This is a genomic window from Leifsonia sp. RCC_180, from assembly GCF_058138205.1.
Genome location: NZ_CP200340.1, coordinates 1187725 through 1202528, shown reverse-complemented (window position 1 = coordinate 1202528; position 14804 = coordinate 1187725). Strand labels below are relative to the sequence as shown.

General features: G+C 70.4%; 15 protein-coding genes. 14 read left to right on the top strand and 1 reads right to left on the bottom strand.

Annotation, left to right across the window (positions count from 1 at the left end; all coding sequences use genetic code 11):
* Positions 1-11: 11 nt before the first annotated feature.
* The 3 genes from AB7E03_RS05930 to AB7E03_RS05920 all read left to right on the top strand — a co-directional run bounded on the left by AB7E03_RS05930 (position 12) and on the right by AB7E03_RS05920 (position 3807).
* On the top strand, positions 12-1022 hold the full coding sequence (locus tag AB7E03_RS05930) for a methylenetetrahydrofolate reductase (protein WP_489940152.1): 1011 nt from the start codon (positions 12-14) through the stop codon (positions 1020-1022).
* Positions 1019-3379, top strand: coding sequence for a 5-methyltetrahydropteroyltriglutamate--homocysteine S-methyltransferase (gene metE, locus AB7E03_RS05925; protein ID WP_489940150.1), 2361 nt, complete (start codon positions 1019-1021; stop codon positions 3377-3379). Before AB7E03_RS05930 ends, metE begins: the two co-directional genes overlap by 4 nt.
* Before the next feature lie 77 nt (positions 3380-3456).
* Complete coding sequence (locus tag AB7E03_RS05920) at positions 3457-3807, top strand: metallopeptidase family protein (protein WP_489940148.1); 351 nt, start codon at positions 3457-3459, stop codon at positions 3805-3807.
* Positions 3808-3884: 77 nt separating this feature from the next.
* Here AB7E03_RS05920 and lexA read toward each other — a convergent pair whose 3' ends face one another.
* Positions 3885-4565 (bottom strand): transcriptional repressor LexA, encoded by a 681-nt coding sequence (gene lexA / locus AB7E03_RS05915; RefSeq protein ID WP_489940146.1) that lies wholly within the window; start codon positions 4563-4565, stop codon positions 3885-3887.
* Between the two features lie 246 nt (positions 4566-4811).
* Between lexA and AB7E03_RS05910 the strand changes: the two genes are divergently transcribed.
* The 11 genes from AB7E03_RS05910 to AB7E03_RS05860 all read left to right on the top strand — a co-directional run bounded on the left by AB7E03_RS05910 (position 4812) and on the right by AB7E03_RS05860 (position 14789).
* Entirely contained in the window at positions 4812-5192 is a 381-nt protein-coding gene (locus AB7E03_RS05910) for a LysM peptidoglycan-binding domain-containing protein (protein WP_489940144.1), read from the top strand.
* 72 nt (positions 5193-5264) lie between these two features.
* On the top strand, positions 5265-6422 hold the full coding sequence (locus tag AB7E03_RS05905; RefSeq protein ID WP_489940142.1) for a histidinol-phosphate transaminase: 1158 nt from the start codon (positions 5265-5267) through the stop codon (positions 6420-6422).
* Positions 6419-7021, top strand: coding sequence for an imidazoleglycerol-phosphate dehydratase HisB (hisB, locus tag AB7E03_RS05900; RefSeq protein WP_489940140.1), 603 nt, complete (start codon positions 6419-6421; stop codon positions 7019-7021). The genes AB7E03_RS05905 and hisB overlap by 4 nt, the downstream gene beginning before the upstream one ends.
* Positions 7018-7659 carry an imidazole glycerol phosphate synthase subunit HisH gene (gene hisH / locus AB7E03_RS05895; RefSeq protein ID WP_489940138.1) on the top strand — a complete coding sequence of 214 codons (642 nt, stop codon included), beginning with the start codon at positions 7018-7020 and terminating at the stop codon, positions 7657-7659. The genes hisB and hisH overlap by 4 nt, the downstream gene beginning before the upstream one ends.
* 68 nt (positions 7660-7727) lie before the next feature.
* The gene (gene priA / locus AB7E03_RS05890) at positions 7728-8474 is read left to right on the top strand and encodes a bifunctional 1-(5-phosphoribosyl)-5-((5-phosphoribosylamino)methylideneamino)imidazole-4-carboxamide isomerase/phosphoribosylanthranilate isomerase PriA (RefSeq protein ID WP_489940136.1); all 747 of its coding nucleotides are present in this window, start codon (positions 7728-7730) and stop codon (positions 8472-8474) included.
* Entirely contained in the window at positions 8458-9324 is an 867-nt protein-coding gene (locus tag AB7E03_RS05885; protein WP_489940134.1) for an SseB family protein, read from the top strand. Before priA ends, AB7E03_RS05885 begins: the two co-directional genes overlap by 17 nt.
* Before the next feature lie 47 nt (positions 9325-9371).
* A complete protein-coding gene (locus AB7E03_RS05880) occupies positions 9372-9590 on the top strand; it encodes an SCO4848 family membrane protein (RefSeq protein WP_489940132.1) in 219 nt (72 codons plus the stop codon).
* Between the two features lie 4 nt (positions 9591-9594).
* A complete protein-coding gene (locus AB7E03_RS05875; RefSeq protein ID WP_489940130.1) occupies positions 9595-10161 on the top strand; it encodes an HhH-GPD-type base excision DNA repair protein in 567 nt (188 codons plus the stop codon).
* A 119-nt stretch (positions 10162-10280) separates the two neighbouring features.
* Positions 10281-13859 carry a TM0106 family RecB-like putative nuclease gene (locus tag AB7E03_RS05870; protein WP_489940128.1) on the top strand — a complete coding sequence of 1193 codons (3579 nt, stop codon included), beginning with the start codon at positions 10281-10283 and terminating at the stop codon, positions 13857-13859.
* 47 nt (positions 13860-13906) lie between these two features.
* Positions 13907-14314: a helix-turn-helix transcriptional regulator gene (locus tag AB7E03_RS05865; RefSeq protein WP_489940126.1), complete on the top strand. Its 408-nt coding sequence runs from the start codon at positions 13907-13909 to the stop codon at positions 14312-14314.
* A gap of 52 nt (positions 14315-14366) precedes the next feature.
* Positions 14367-14789 carry a VOC family protein gene (locus AB7E03_RS05860; protein ID WP_489940124.1) on the top strand — a complete coding sequence of 141 codons (423 nt, stop codon included), beginning with the start codon at positions 14367-14369 and terminating at the stop codon, positions 14787-14789.
* Positions 14790-14804: the final 15 nt, after the last annotated feature.

Genomic DNA, 14804 nt, shown 5'->3' with positions numbered 1-14804 from the left:
CCGAGGAACCCATGAGCTGTACTGAGGCCCGGTTCTCTTTCGAGCTGTACCCGCCGCGCACCGAGCGCGCCGCGACGGCGCTCCCGGGCACGATCGACCTGCTCGCTGCGACGCGGCCCGACTTCATCTCGGTGACCTACGGCGCCGGCGGCTCCTCCCGGACGGCCTCCCTCGACGTGCTCCGCTACATCCTGGAGCACACGGACGTGAGCGCGATGGCGCATCTCACCTGCGTCGGGTCGTCGCACGAGGAGGCGCACCGGCTGATCCGCGACTTCCTGGATGCGGGCGTGCGCCGCTTCCTCGCCGTGCGCGGCGACCCGCCGGCGGACCTCCCGGAGGGCGAGGACGGCATCGGCGACATCCGCACGACCGCGGAGCTCGTGCAACTCATCCACCGGGTGCAGGCCGAGCGCGCCCCCTACGGCGAGCTGCTCGTGCCGGAGCTGCAGGCGCAAGCCGTTCTCGAGCACCGTGAGCACGTGCAGATCGCCGTCGCCGCCTTCCCGAACGGCCACCCGTCGTCCCACTCGGTCTCGCAGGACATCGACGCCCTGCTTGCCAAGCAGGCCGCCGGCGCCAACCTCGGGATCACCCAGCTGTTCTTCCACGCGGAGGACTATCTCCACTTCGCGCAGCGGGCCGCCGAGGCGGGCGTGACGTTCCCCATCCTGCCGGGCATCATGCCGGTCACGAGCCCTGCCCGCCTGAAGCGGATGCTGGAGCTGAGCGGGGAAGACCTTCCCAGCGACCTCGCCATCGAGCTGGAGGTCGAGCCCACCGACGAGGGCCGGCGGGAGATCGGCATCGCGTGGGCGGCGCGGCTCGGCCAGCGGCTGCTCGAGGGCGGCGCCCCCGGCCTCCACCTGTACACGTTCAACCAGCATGAGGCGGTGCTGTCTGTCCTCGACCGCATCGGCGGCCTTCCGCCCGCCGCGCCCGCCGCATCCACCCGCGCTTCATCCACCCGTGCTTCATCAACCACCCCGCCGAAACCGGCCACTGCAAAGGAACCAGCATGAGCAACACGACCCCCGCTTCGGCCCGCCCCGCGTTCCCGGTGGGCACCATCATCGGCTACCCGCGAATCGGGCGTCGCCGCGAGCTCAAGAAAGCCGTCGAGGCTTTCTGGGCCGGCAGCATCGACGCGGACGGGCTGGAGGCGACGGCCGCCGGGTTGCGCGCGGCGACCCGCGAGCGGCTGGCGGCGCTGGGGCTCGGACGCACCGATGCATCCATCCCGGAGAGCTTCAGCTTCTACGACCAGGTGCTGGATGCGGCCGTCACGGTCGGCGCGGTGCCCACCCGCTTCGCCGCCCTCGCTGACTCGACCGGCGCTGTCGACCTGGCCGGCTACTTCACGATCGCCCGCGGCGAGGGGGAGAACCCGCCGCTGGAGATGACCAAGTGGTTCGACTCCAACTACCACTACCTGGTGCCGGAGATCGGCCCGGCGACGGAGTTCCGGCTGGCCTCCGACCGCATCGTGCGCGAGTTCGAGGAGGCCCGCGAGGCAGGCTTCGTCACGCGCCCGGTGATCGTCGGACCCGTGACGTTCCTGCTCCTGAGCAAGCCGGCGGACGATGCGTCGGAGGGCTTCCGTCCGCTCTCCCGTCTCGCCGACCTGCTTCCGGTGTACCGCGAGCTCCTCGCACGACTGGCGGCAGCCGGCGCTCCGTGGGTGCAGCTCGACGAGCCGGCCCTGGTCAGCGAGAGCATCGACGAGCCGCGGGATGCGGTCCTCGCCGCCGTGCGGCAGACGTACGACCTGCTCGGCTCGGCGACCGACCGCCCGGCGATCTTCGTCGCCGCGCCGTACGGCAGCCTCGACGACGCCCTGCCCGCGCTCGCCACGAGCCCGGTGGAGGCGCTCCACCTGGACCTGGTGCGGGGAAGCATCCCCTCGGGCCTCGATGCGACCACCGCATCCGGCTTGTCGCAGAAGACTGTCGTCGGCGGCGTGCTCGACGGGCACAACATCTGGCGCGGCGATCTGGAGGCGGCGTTCGGCACGCTCACCGAGCTCCTGTCGCTGAGTCCAGAGGTCACCGTGTCAACCTCCACTTCGCTGCTCCACGTGCCGCACGACGTCGACGACGAGCCGGACCTGGATGCGCGGCTGACGTCATGGCTGGCCTTCGCCGACCAGAAGGTGGCCCAGGTCGCGGTGCTCGCCCGCGGGATCGTGGATGGGCACGAGGCGATCCAGGAGGAGCTCACGGCCGCGACGGCCGCCCTCGCCGACCGGGCGTCGGCGCCGGGCGTGCGCGTGCCGGCGGTGCGCGAGCGCGAGGCCGCTCTGACCGAGGCGGACTTCCGTCGCGGCGACTACGACGACCGGCTGGCCGCGCAGGACGAGGCGCTCGCGCTGCCGTTCCTGCCGACGACCACCATCGGCTCCTTCCCGCAGACGGCCGACATCCGCCGCTCGCGGGCGCAGCTCGCGGCAGGCCTCATCAGTGAGGCCGAGTACCTGGGGCGGATGCGCGACGAGATCAAGCGCGTCGTCGACCTCCAGGAGGAGATCGGGATCGATGTCATCGTGCACGGCGAGCCCGAGCGCAACGACATGGTGCAGTACTTCGCCGAGAATCTCGAGGGCTTCGCCGTCACCCGCAACGGTTGGGTGCAGTCATACGGCTCCCGCTGTACGCGCCCGTCCATCCTGTGGGGCGATGTCTCTCGTACGGCGCCCATCACGGTCGACTGGTCGGCGTACACACAGAGCCTCACCGAGAAGCCGGTGAAGGGGATGCTGACCGGCCCGGTCACGATCCTCGCCTGGTCGTTCGTGCGCGACGACCAGCCGCTGGGCGAGACCGCGAGGCAGGTCGCCCTGGCTCTGCGGGACGAGATCGCCGACCTGGAAGAGGCCGGCATCCGGGTCGTCCAGGTCGACGAGCCGGCGCTGCGCGAGCTGCTGCCGCTCAAGAAGGCCGACCAGGACGACTACCTCGAATGGTCGGTGGGCTCGTTCCGGCTGGCGACGTCCGGTGTCGCCGACCGCACCCAGATCCACACTCACCTCTGCTACTCGGAGTTCGGCGTGGTCATCGACGCGATCCGCAACCTCGACGCCGACGTGACCAGCATCGAGGCGGCCCGCAGCCGCATGGAGGTCGTGCACGACATCCAGCGTTCCGGGTTCGAGCACGGCATCGGGCCGGGCGTGTACGACATCCACTCGCCGCGGGTGCCGTCGGTCGAGGAGGTCACCGAGTTGCTGGAGACGGCGCTCAGCGCCATCCCCGGGCGGCAGCTCTGGGTGAACCCGGACTGCGGCCTGAAAACGCGCGGCTACGACGAGACGGTCGCGTCGCTGCGGAACATCATCGAGGCGACGCGCGGGGTGCGGGAGCGGGCGTCGGTCAGCGCCTGAATCGTCGCTCCTCGGTCTGACGCCGGCCCCGGTACGCGCACAGCGAACCGGGGCCGGCGCCGTGTGAGGATGACCACATGGTGTACATCTCGGACGGCGAATTCGAGCGGATGGTCGGCGACATCTTCGACGAGCTGCCGGACGACATGGTCGGGCCGGTGGAGAACGTTGCGATCCTCATCGAGGACCAGCCCGCGGGCGCCCGCCCGCGGCTGTTCGGGCTGTACAGCGGGCGACCGCTGACGCGCCGATCGGTGTACGGGTTCGGCGAGCTACCGGACCGGATCACGCTGTTCCGCAACAACCTCGAGGCGTCGGCGTCGACGGTCGAGGAGTTGCGTGCGCGGGTGCGGATCACCCTCGTGCACGAGATCGGCCACTACTTCGGCCTCTCCGACGAGCGGCTGCAGGAGCTCGGCTGGGCGTGACCGCGTCCGAGTCGTGAGTCGTTGCTGCTATTCCGGCCGGATGGTGACATCTGGTCACCACTCAGCGGGGGATCGGCTCAGACCGCGCGGAGGACCGCAACGACCTTGCCCAGCACCTGTGCGAAGTCGCCCAGGATCGGCTCGAAGTTCGAGTTCCGCGGCAGCAGCCAGGTGTGGCCGTCGCGTTGCCGGAAGACCTTGACCGTCGCCTCGTCGTCGAGCATCGCCGCGACGATGTCGCCGTTCTCCGCGGTGTTCTGCTGGCGGATGACGACCCAGTCGCCGTCGCAGATCGCCGCGTCGATCATCGACTCGCCGATGACCTTCAGCATGAAGAGCTCGCCGTTGCCGACGAGTTGACGGGGAAGCGGGAACACCTCGTCCACCTGCTGCTCGGCGGTGATCGGGATACCGGCGGCGATCCGCCCGACGAGGGGGACCATCGCGGCGTCGCCGACGGGGGTCTGGTTCTCGTAGTCCGGGGTCACCGAGGACGAGGCCGGCAGGTCGATCAGGATCTCAAGGGCCCGCGGACGGTTGGGGTCGCGCCGGAGGTATCCGCTCAGCTCCAGCTGGTTCAGCTGGTGCGTGACGGAGGAGAGGGAGGAGAGCCCGACGGCGTCTCCGATCTCGCGCATGCTCGGCGGATAGCCGCGCTGGCCGACCGACCGCTGGATGAAGTCGAGGATCGCCAGTTGCTTGTCACTCAGGTTCTTGCGGCGGCGGGTGCCTCCGCGGGCCTGGTTCTCGTTCGACACGGGAGTCCTCTCGTGACCTCGGCGACCTCCGGGATGCTCCCCGGCAGGAATGTCGGTGGTACCTGATCTGATGTTCTCAGACAGTCGAAACTGTATCCGCGTCGGGAAGGGAAGACAAACATGTGTTCGAGCGTGTCGCGAACTTTTCCCCGTAATTCCTCGGAAGAGGGCCGCTTGCGGATTCAGACATTCGAAGATACATTCGGAACACAGCTTCGCACCCGCGAGTCTGAGGAGGTCACGGCCATGAGTGCAGTACTGATGAGCGAGTCGGTTCCCACCCTTCGTGCGGTCCCGTCCCTGCCTGAGGGAGCGCGTGTTCGCCTGCGCCTCACGCGGCGTGGTCGCGCGGTGCTGTCGGCCCTGGTCGCGCTCCCGCTGGTCATCGGCGCGATGGTGTTCGCCCTCAACGGCGGAGGCGCGGTCGCGACCGGCGACCAGACGCACGTCGCCTTCCAGTACGTCTCGGTGCAGTCGGGTGACTCACTCTGGTCGGTGGCCGAGCGCATCGCGCCGAACGCCGACGCGCGCGACGTGATCGCCGACATCGTGTCGCTCAATGGTCTCGACTCCGCGGTCGTGTCGCCCGGGCAACAGCTCGCCGTCCCGACGAAGTACGCGCACTGACGAGTCCTTCCACGAATCGCCCTCGGCTCGTCACGCGGCGAAACCGCGGGGAGCGCTGACTACGATGAAACGGTGACTTCTCTCTCCGAGCTGCCGATCCGGGAGGACCTCCGCGGTCGCTCCCCGTACGGCGCTCCGCAGCGTCCGGTGCCCGTCGCGCTCAACGTGAACGAGAACACGCATCCGGTGCCGGAGGATGTCGCCGCCGACATCGTCGCTCGCGTCGCAGCGGCGGTTGGCGGGGTGAACCGCTACCCGGATCGGGAGTTCACCGAGTTGCGCGCCGCGTTCGCCCGCTACCTGGGTCACGGGCTGACGCCGGAGAACATCTGGGCGGCCAACGGCTCCAACGAGGTGCTGCAGCACATCCTCCAGGCCTTCGGCGGACCCGGGCGCACCCTGCTCGGCTTCGCGCCCACCTACTCGATGTACCCGCTGCTGGCCTCGGGCACAGGCACCGGCTACCTCACCGGCGGCCGCGACGCCGACTACGAGCTCTCTCCCGAGACGGCAGTCGCCGAGATCCGTCGCACCGACCCGGACATCGTCATCCTCTGCTCCCCGAACAACCCCACGGGAACGCCGCTCGGCCTCGACACCATCGAAGCGGTGTACGACGCCGCCCGGGGGATCGTCGTGGTGGACGAAGCGTACGCCGAGTTCATGCCCGAGGGCGAGCTCTCCGCTCTGACCCTCCTTCCCGGCCGCCCGCGACTGCTCGTGTCACGGACCATGAGCAAGGCATTCGCGTTCGCCGGCGCCCGCGTCGGCTACCTCGCCGCGGGCCCGGCCGTGAACGATGCCCTGCGCCTCGTCCGCCTGCCGTACCACCTGTCCGCGCTCACGCAGGCGGCGGCCCTGGGCGCTCTCGCGCACTCCGACGAGATGCTCGCGACCGTCGGCGAGATCCGCGGGCAGCGCGACCGGCTGGTGTCCGAACTCGCACGCCTGGGATACACACCGCACCGCAGCGGGAGCAACTTCGTCCTGTTCGGCGGCGTGGCCGACCCGCACGCGACCTTCGAGGCCCTCGCCGAGCGCGGCATCCTCATCCGCGACGTCGGGATCCCGCACCACCTGCGGGTCACCGCCGGCACCGAGGCCGAGACCACCGCATTCCTCGAGGCGCTGGCAGCGCTCGGCCGTCCGGGCGCGGACGCCGCGGCCGACACCGCCGCCGACCCGGCCCCGGAGAGGGTGCAGGACGCCCCGGTAGACTCGGACGCATGACGAATCGCGCCGCCACGGTCACGCGGGAGACCAGCGAGTCGAGCATCGAGCTGAGCCTCGACCTCGACGGCACGGGCACCTCCGACATCCAGACGAGCGTCCCCTTCTACGACCACCTGCTGACCGCATTCGCCAAGCACTCGCTCACCGATCTGCGCATCCGCGCCACCGGCGACACCGACATCGATGTGCACCACACGGTCGAAGACATCGGCATCGTGCTGGGGCAGGCGATCCGGGAGGCGCTCGGCGACAAAGCCGGCATCTCGCGCTACGGCGATGCCCTCGTTCCGCTCGACGAGGCCCTGGTGCAGGCGGTCGTCGACATCTCCGGGCGTCCTTACCTCGTGCACACCGGCGAGCCGGCCGGTTTCGAGCTGCACCTGATCGGCGGGCACTTCACGGGCTCGATGGTGCGCCATGTCTTCGAGGCGATCTCGTTCAACGCGCGCATCACGACGCACATCACCGTCGTCGCCGGCCGCGACCCGCACCACATCGCCGAGGCGGAGTTCAAGGCGTTCGCGCGCGCGTTCCGACAGGCGAAGGCGTTCGATCCGCTGGTGAGCGGCATCCCCTCCACCAAGGGGGCGCTGTGAGCGAGGGGAACAAGCCGGATGTCGTCGTATTCGACTACGGGACGGGCAACGTCCACTCGGCCGTCAAGGCGCTCGAAGCCGCCGGAGCGAACGTCGAGCTGACCGGCAACCGGCGACGTGCGCAGGAGGCCGACGGCCTCCTCGTGCCGGGCGTCGGAGCCTTCACCGCCGTCGCCGAGGCGCTCCGCGCATCCCACGGCGACGAGGTCATCGACCGACGGCTCGCGGGCGGTCGCCCCGTGCTCGGCATCTGCGTCGGCATGCAAGTCATGTTCGAGCGCGGCGTCGAGAACGGCCTCGAAACCGAGGGGCTGGGGGAGTGGCCGGGGACGGTCGACCTCATCCGCGCCGAGGTCGTGCCGCACATGGGCTGGAACACGGTGCGGGCCCCGGATGACTCCACGCTGTTCGCGGGGCTTGCGGACGAGCGCTTCTACTTCGTCCACTCGTACGCGGCCCAGGACTGGACCCTGGAGCCGTCGGGGCCCTTCCCTAAGCCGAAGGTGACCTGGGCCGATCACGGAGCGCCGTTCGTCGCCGCGGTCGAGAACGGCCCGCTGAGCGCGACGCAGTTCCACCCCGAGAAGTCGGGGCAGGCGGGCATCCAGCTGCTCCGCAACTGGGTCCGCTCGCTCTAGCCGTCCGCTCGCTCCAGCCCGGCGCTCGCCACTTTCGTCCGCTCGCGCACCGACATCCAAGGAACCCCATGACCGATTTCATCTCCACGCCCCGACTCGTCCTCCTTCCGGCGGTGGATGTCGCCGACGGCAAGGCAGTCCGCCTCACGCAGGGTGAGGCCGGCAGCGAGACCAGCTACGGCGACCCGGTGGATGCGGCGGCCGAGTGGGCCGAGGCGGGCGCCGAGTGGATCCACCTGGTCGACCTGGACGCCGCCTTCGGTCGCGGCGAGAACCGCTCGCTGCTGCGCAAGGTCATCCACGAGGTGCACGGCGTGAGCATCGAGCTCTCCGGCGGCATCCGCGACGACGACTCGCTGAAGCAGGCGCTCGACGCCGGCGCCACCCGCGTCAACCTGGGCACGGCGGCGCTGGAGAACCCCGAGTGGGCGGCCAGCGCGATCAGCCAGTTCGGCGAGGCGGTGGCCGTGGGCCTGGATGTTCGCGGCACGACCCTTGCGGCCCGCGGCTGGACGCGCGAGGGCGGCGACCTGTGGGAGGTCCTGGACCGGCTCGAGGACGCCGGCTGCGCGCGCTACGTCGTCACCGATGTCACCAAGGACGGCACCCTGCGCGGCCCGAACCTCGACCTGCTGCGTCAGGTGCTCGACCGCACCGAGCGTCCGGTCGTCGCCTCCGGCGGCATCTCCAACCTCGACGACATTGCCGCTCTGCGCGAGCTGGTGCCGCTGGGGCTGGAAGGCGCCATCGTCGGCAAGGCGCTCTACGCCGGCGCGTTCACACTTCCCGAGGCGCTGGATGTCGCCGGGCGCTGACGACGTGGATCCGGCATCCGGCCCGTCGCGGTCGGATCCTTCCGAGCACGGGCCCAGTGACGAGGGCGCTGCCCGGCTCGCGGGCTTCGCCGCATCCCTCGCCGACTCCGCCGGCCAGCCGTGGGAGGGGCGGGCATTCGACGACAACCCGTTCGGCGACGACGACGGGTCGGCGCCTCCGGCCCTGCTCGGCGCGCTGGCGGCGTTCCGCGCGGGCGAGGCCGGCCCGGATCGGGTCGTGGATGCTCTGCGCGAGTCCCGGCTGCTCATCCCGCTGATCGCCGAGCTCGGTGAGGAGGGCGAGAACGACGCCGGGATGCTCGTCGACAAGACTCAGGAGCTGTCGATCGTGCGGGTGGCCGGCCCGGACGGTCGCACGGTACAGCCCGTGTTCTCGTCGGTGACCGCCATGCAGGCGTGGAATCCGGCCGCCCGGCCGGTGCCTGCGCAGGGTCGCCGCGCTGCGCTCGCGGCTGCAGCCGAAGGCACCGAGCTCATCGTGCTCGACCCGACGTCCGAGACGGAGTTCGTGCTCCGCCGGCCCGCGGTGTGGGCGGTCGCGCAGGGGACGCCGTGGCTGCCGAGCGACCGCGATCCTCTGGTCGGCGAGGCGTTCCGCGCATCCATCGCTCCGGAGCTCGGGGTGCACGAGGTCCACCTGGTCGCGGGCGACCCGGCGAGCCGTCTGGCCGGCGAGGAGCTGGTGGTGCGGCTGTCGCTCGCCGCCGGGCTCACCCGCGAAGAGCTGGATGCGATCCTCGCCCGGCTCGCCCAGCGCTGGGCGAACGACGACGTGATCGCCACACGCGTCGACTCCCTCCGCGTGCAGCTGGTCGCCTCCGCCGATTGATGCGGCGGACGGCGACGGCTCGCGCCGCCGCCTAGGCTGGAGGGACCATGACCGTCTTCGCCGCCATCGTGCTGTTCCTGAACGCCGTATTCAACGTCTTCGCCTGGCCGCGGTTCTTCACCCGTGTCCGGAAGGATGCGCGGGCGCGGGATGCCGCCGGTCGCGCGACCCCGTTCCTCGTCGTGCACGCCGTGCTCCTCGGGGTCGCGCTGCTGCTGGCGGTGCTGTCCACTGTGGCGGGCATCCTGCTGCTGGTGGCAGGCTGAGGGGATGGCCCTCAACATCACCGGCGACGCGGAAGCCGACGCCCTCCTCGACCAGTCCCCGTTCGCCCTCCTGACCGGGATGCTTCTCGATCAGCAGGTGCCGATGGAGACAGCCTTCGCGGGCCCGGCCAAGCTGCGCGACAGGCTCGGCTCGCTGGACCCGGCGACCCTGGCGGCGACCGATCCGGAGAAGCTCGCCGAGGTCATGAAGCAGACTCCGGCGGTCCACCGGTTCCCCGGCTCCATGGCGGGCCGGGTGCAGGCGCTCGCCGCCGCGATCGTCTCGGAGTGGGGTGGGGACACCGCCGCGATCTGGACGCAGGGCGACCCGGACGGGGCCGAGGTGCTGCGCCGGCTGAAGGCGCTGCCGGGATTCGGCGAACAGAAGGCCAAGATCTTCCTGGCGCTGCTGGGCAAGCGGAAGGGCCTCCAGGCGGCGGGGTGGCAGGACGCGGCCGGCGACTACGGGCTGGACGGCTATCGTTCGGTGGCCGACATCGTCGACGCCGATTCGCTCACGCGGGTCCGGGAGCACAAGCGCGCCGTGAAGGCGGCTGCGAAGGAAAAGTGATCACAGGCGGACGCCGGTCCGCCGTTTCCGGCCGGGCCTGTGGACAACGGCCCGCTGTCGGTGGTCGCCGATAGTCTCGCAGAGCGGATGGCCGATCGTCCGCACGAAGGGAGGTCGCCGTGTTCCTGCTCGACGGGATCATCGTCACGAGTGCGAGCGACCTCACCGAGGCGTCGAAGTGCGAGTTCGCCTTCCTCCGCACGGTGGATGTGAAGCTCGGTCGCCTCGAGAAGACCGAAGAGGTCCAAGATCCGATGTACGTGCGGTCGTCGCGCATGGGCGACGAGCACGAGCACCGCATCCTGGAGCGCTATCGCGAGCGGTTCGGTGCGGGCGTCGCGGAGATCGAGCGGCCGACGCCGCTTACGGCGGAGTCGCTCGCGGAGGCGGTGCGACAGACGGCTGACGCCTTCGCGCGCGGTGCTGAGGTGGTGTTCCAGGCGACCTTCTTCGACGGATCGTTCGTGGGTTTCGCCGACTTCGTCGTGCGACTGCCGGACGGGCGATATCGGGTGCAGGATTCCAAGCTCGCCCGTAGCGCCCGGGTCACGGCGCTGCTCCAGCTGGCGGCGTACGCCGAGCAATTGCGCGGCATGGGCGTCGACGTGGACGACACGGTCGAGCTTCTGCTGGGCGACGGCTCCGTCAGTGAACACTCCTTGAGCGACATCGAACCGGTGTACCGCAAGCGGCGCGCGCGGCTGCTGACGATCATCGCCGAGCACGTCGCTGACGACGGACCGGTGGCATGGGGAGACCCCCGCTTCACGGTCGACGGCCGGTGCGACACGTGCGACGCGGAGGTGCAGGCGGCACACGACGTCCTCCTGGTGGCCGGGATGCGGGTCACGCAGCGCGAGCATCTTGTCGCCGCGGGCATCGGCACCATCGACGCGCTCGCCGCATGCACGGGGCCGATCGACGGCATCCCGGAGGGAACGCTCGACGGGCTGCGCGAGCAGGCGCGGCTGCAGTTGCAGGCCGAGCCGGGCACCCCGCCGCCGGTCCGGGTGTTCAACGCACCGGTTCTCGCGGTTCTACCGCATCCGAACCCGGGCGACATCTTCTTCGACTTCGAAGGCGACCCGCTCTACACCGAGGGTGCGGGTGAGCGCTGGAACCTCGACTACCTGTTCGGCTTAGTGGACGACGCGGAGCAGTTCACCGCGTTCTGGGCACACGACTTCGCCGCAGAGCGCGTGGCACTCGAGGCGTTCCTGGCTTACGTTCGCGAGCGGCGAGCCCAGTACCCGGGCATGCACATCTACCACTACGCCGCCTACGAGCAGACGCACCTGCTCGCGCTGGCCGCCCGGCACGGGGTCGGCGAGGAGGAGGTCGACGCACTCCTTCGTGAGAACGTGATGGTCGACCTGTACCCGCTGGTGCGCAAGGCGGTTCGTGTGGGCTCGCGGTCGTATTCGATCAAGAAGCTCGAGCCGCTCTACATGGGCGACGAACTGCGCGAGAGCGATGTCACCAACGGCGCCGACTCGATCACCGAGTACGCGAACGCGCGCGATCTCATCGCTCTCGGCCGGCTGGATGAGGCACAGCCCCTGCTCGACGACATCGGAGAGTACAACCGGTACGACTGCGTCTCGACGCTCCGCTTGCGCGACTGGCTGCTCGCCCGGGCAGCCGAGAACGGCATCCCGATCGGGTCGGTGCCGATGGAGGAGCTCGAGGCGGCGACCGAGGAGTCGCCCTTGCGGGCCGGGCTCCTCGCCTTCGCGGGCGATCCTCTTGATCCGCACCGCAGCGGCGACCGCCGGGCCATGGCCTTGGCGGCGGCGGCCATCGACTTCCACCGGCGTGAGCAGAAGAGCTTCTGGCAGTCGCACTTCGCGCGGCTGATCCAGCCGATCGAGGAGTGGGGCGAGACGCGCGACGTCCTGGTGGTGGAGAAAGCCGTCGTGTTGCGCGACTGGTACCTCGACGAGGGGCAGCGGGTGGAGCGGCGCGAGCTCCTGCTGTCGGGCGCGTGGGGCGCCGGAAGCGCCGTGCGCGTCAGCGAACGAGGCGGGCCGTACCTGGTCTACGAATACCCGGGGCCGTTCCGGCAGCCGAGGGCGCAGCCCGGAGCGCGGGCAACGCGCACCGTGGCCGTCATCGAGGCGCTTCCGGACGGGTCGATCGTCGTGCGCGAGACGCTTCCTCCAGAGATTCCGCCCTACCGTGACCTTCCCAGCGCGCTCACTCCCGCGGCGCCGCCCGACTCGCGTCGGCTCGGGGAGGCGATCCGCGAGTGGGGCACCGCGCTCCTGATCGCTCGGCATCACGAGACCTGGCCGGTCGACGCGACGATCGACCTCTTGCGACGGACACCGCCGCGGACCCGGTCCGGCGCACTGTCGGATCGTGTCGCGAGCGACGGAGGCGGCCCGATCGATGCCGACGGCCCGATCGATGCCGACGGCCCCATCGACGCCGTCGTCGCGAGCCTGCTCGACCTCGACCGGTCCTACCTTGCGGTCCAGGGCCCTCCCGGCACGGGCAAGTCGTACCTCGGCGCCCACGTCATCGCACGGCTGGTCAGCGACCACGGCTGGAAGGTCGGCGTGGTCGCGCAGTCGCACGCCGTGGTCGAGAACCTGCTCGACCGCGTGATCGCCGCCGGGCTCGACGCGGCGATGGTCGGGAAAGTGCCGAGCGGGGGAGCGGGTGGCGCGGCGAGCGGGGTGAGCAAGCCCGACGATGCGGCTGCAGAGCCGGAGGAGTCCGCTTCGCACCGGTTCACACCGCTTGCGGCCAACGGGCACCTCGAGTTCGCCGACGTCAACGAAGGCCACGGGTTCGTGCTCGGCGGCACGGCGTGGGATTTCGCGAATCCGGCGCGCGTACCACGCGACAGCCTCGACCTGCTCGTCGTCGACGAGGCGGGGCAGTTCTCGCTGGCGTCGACGATCGCCGTCGGCGTCGCATCCAAGAACCTCCTGCTGCTCGGCGACCCCCAACAGCTTCCGCAGGTGAGTCAGGGCCGGCATCCCGAACCGGTGGACGGGTCGGCCCTCGGCTGGGTCAGCGACGGGCACGATGTGCTCCCGCCGGAGTACGGCTACTTCCTCGCCGAGACGCGGCGCATGCATCCGGCGCTGGCCGCCGCGGTGTCGAGGCTGTCGTATGAGGGCAAGCTACGGGCACACGCGTGCGCGTCCGAACGGGAGCTCCGCGGGGTCGTGCCGGGCGTGCATCCCGTACCCGTGCTGCACGTCGGCAACTCCACCGCGTCTCCCGAAGAGGCGGAGGCGGTCGTCGAGCTGGTCCACGACCTGGTCGGGCGCTCCTGGAGCGACGAAGCGGCCGGGCGTGACGATCAGCCGCTCGGCGAGGACGACATCATCGTGGTGACCCCCTACAACGCGCAGCTTGCAGAAGTGCGAGCGCTTCTCGACGCGGCAGGCTATCGCGGAGTGCGCGTCGGGACGGTGGACAAGTTCCAAGGGCAGGAAGCGGCCGTCGCCATCGTGAGTCTGGCGGCATCGTCCGCGGTGGATGTTCCGCGCGGGATGTCGTTCCTGCTGATGAAGAACCGGCTGAACGTCGCGATCTCGCGGGCCAAATGGGCCGCGTACCTGGTCCACTCGCCAGAGCTCACGGAGTTCCTGCCGACGACTCCGGCCGGGGTGACCGAGTTGAGCGCCTTCATCCGTCTCGTGGAGGGTGCGGAGCAGCCGGCGCCGGTGGTGGTGGGCTAGCGGAACGGGCCTGCCGCCGGCACGGCCCACGATGTTACGCTCGACGCGTGTCACCGGAAGAGCTGCAGACGCTGGCGCACCTGCGCCGCGCCCGGGACCTCATCGACCGCGACTACGCGAAGCCGCTCGACGTCCCGATGATGGCCGCGCGCGCCTTTATGTCGCCCGCGCACTTCTCGCGCCAGTTCCGTGCGGCCTACGGCGAGACGCCCTACAGCTACCTCATGACGCGACGCATCGAACGGGCGATGGCCCTGCTCCGCGGCGGGATGAGCGTCACCGACGCCTGCATGGCGGTCGGGTGTACGTCGCTCGGATCGTTCAGCGCGAAGTTCAGCGAGATCGTCGGGCTGACGCCCAGCGAGTACCGTTCCCGCGAGCACGCGGCGGTGCGCGCGATGCCCGACTGCATCGCCCGGCAGCGGACGCGCCCGGTCCGATCCCGTGCCGTCTGACCTGAGCAGTTTTGGAGAAGCGGCGCCGTTCCGGGGTTCCTAGAGTCGACTCATGACCGTTTCACTTCAGTACTCACAGATCACCGTCCTCGACCCCGAAGAGTCGCTCGCGTTCTACCGCGACGCCCTCGGCCTCGACGTCATCCAGGATGTCGCCTCCGGCGACCACCGCTGGATCACCCTGGGGGTGGCCGGCGACGAGAACGCCGCCGTCGTCCTCAGCGACCCGCACGCCGGCCGTTCGCGGGCTGACGGCGACGCCCTCCAGGAGCTCGTCGTCAAAGGCTCGATGAGCCCGATCGTGTTCCGCACCGACGACCTCGACTCGGCGTTCGAGCGCGTCCGCGCCGCCGGCGCCGAGGTGCTCCAGGAGCCCATCGACCAGCCGTGGGGCCCGCGGGACTGCGCGTTCCGCGACCCGTCCGGCAACATGGTCCGTATCCTCCAGTCCGCCCCGGCGAAGCAGAACGCCTGACCCGAGATTCGGCAC

Bases quoted from the DNA above. Each gene is read 5' to 3' on its own strand.
- AB7E03_RS05930 (WP_489940152.1), top strand. From the start codon at position 12: ATGAGCTGTACTGAGGCCCGGTTCTCTTTCGAGCTGTACCCGCCGCGC.
- metE (WP_489940150.1), top strand. From the start codon at position 1,019: ATGAGCAACACGACCCCCGCTTCGGCCCGCCCCGCGTTCCCGGTGGGC.
- AB7E03_RS05920 (WP_489940148.1), top strand. From the start codon at position 3,457: ATGGTGTACATCTCGGACGGCGAATTCGAGCGGATGGTCGGCGACATC.
- AB7E03_RS05910 (WP_489940144.1), top strand. From the start codon at position 4,812: ATGAGTGCAGTACTGATGAGCGAGTCGGTTCCCACCCTTCGTGCGGTC.
- hisB (WP_489940140.1), top strand. From the start codon at position 6,419: ATGACGAATCGCGCCGCCACGGTCACGCGGGAGACCAGCGAGTCGAGC.
- priA (WP_489940136.1), top strand. From the start codon at position 7,728: ATGACCGATTTCATCTCCACGCCCCGACTCGTCCTCCTTCCGGCGGTG.
- AB7E03_RS05885 (WP_489940134.1), top strand. From the start codon at position 8,458: ATGTCGCCGGGCGCTGACGACGTGGATCCGGCATCCGGCCCGTCGCGG.
- AB7E03_RS05880 (WP_489940132.1), top strand. From the start codon at position 9,372: ATGACCGTCTTCGCCGCCATCGTGCTGTTCCTGAACGCCGTATTCAAC.
- AB7E03_RS05875 (WP_489940130.1), top strand. From the start codon at position 9,595: ATGGCCCTCAACATCACCGGCGACGCGGAAGCCGACGCCCTCCTCGAC.
- AB7E03_RS05860 (WP_489940124.1), top strand. From the start codon at position 14,367: ATGACCGTTTCACTTCAGTACTCACAGATCACCGTCCTCGACCCCGAA.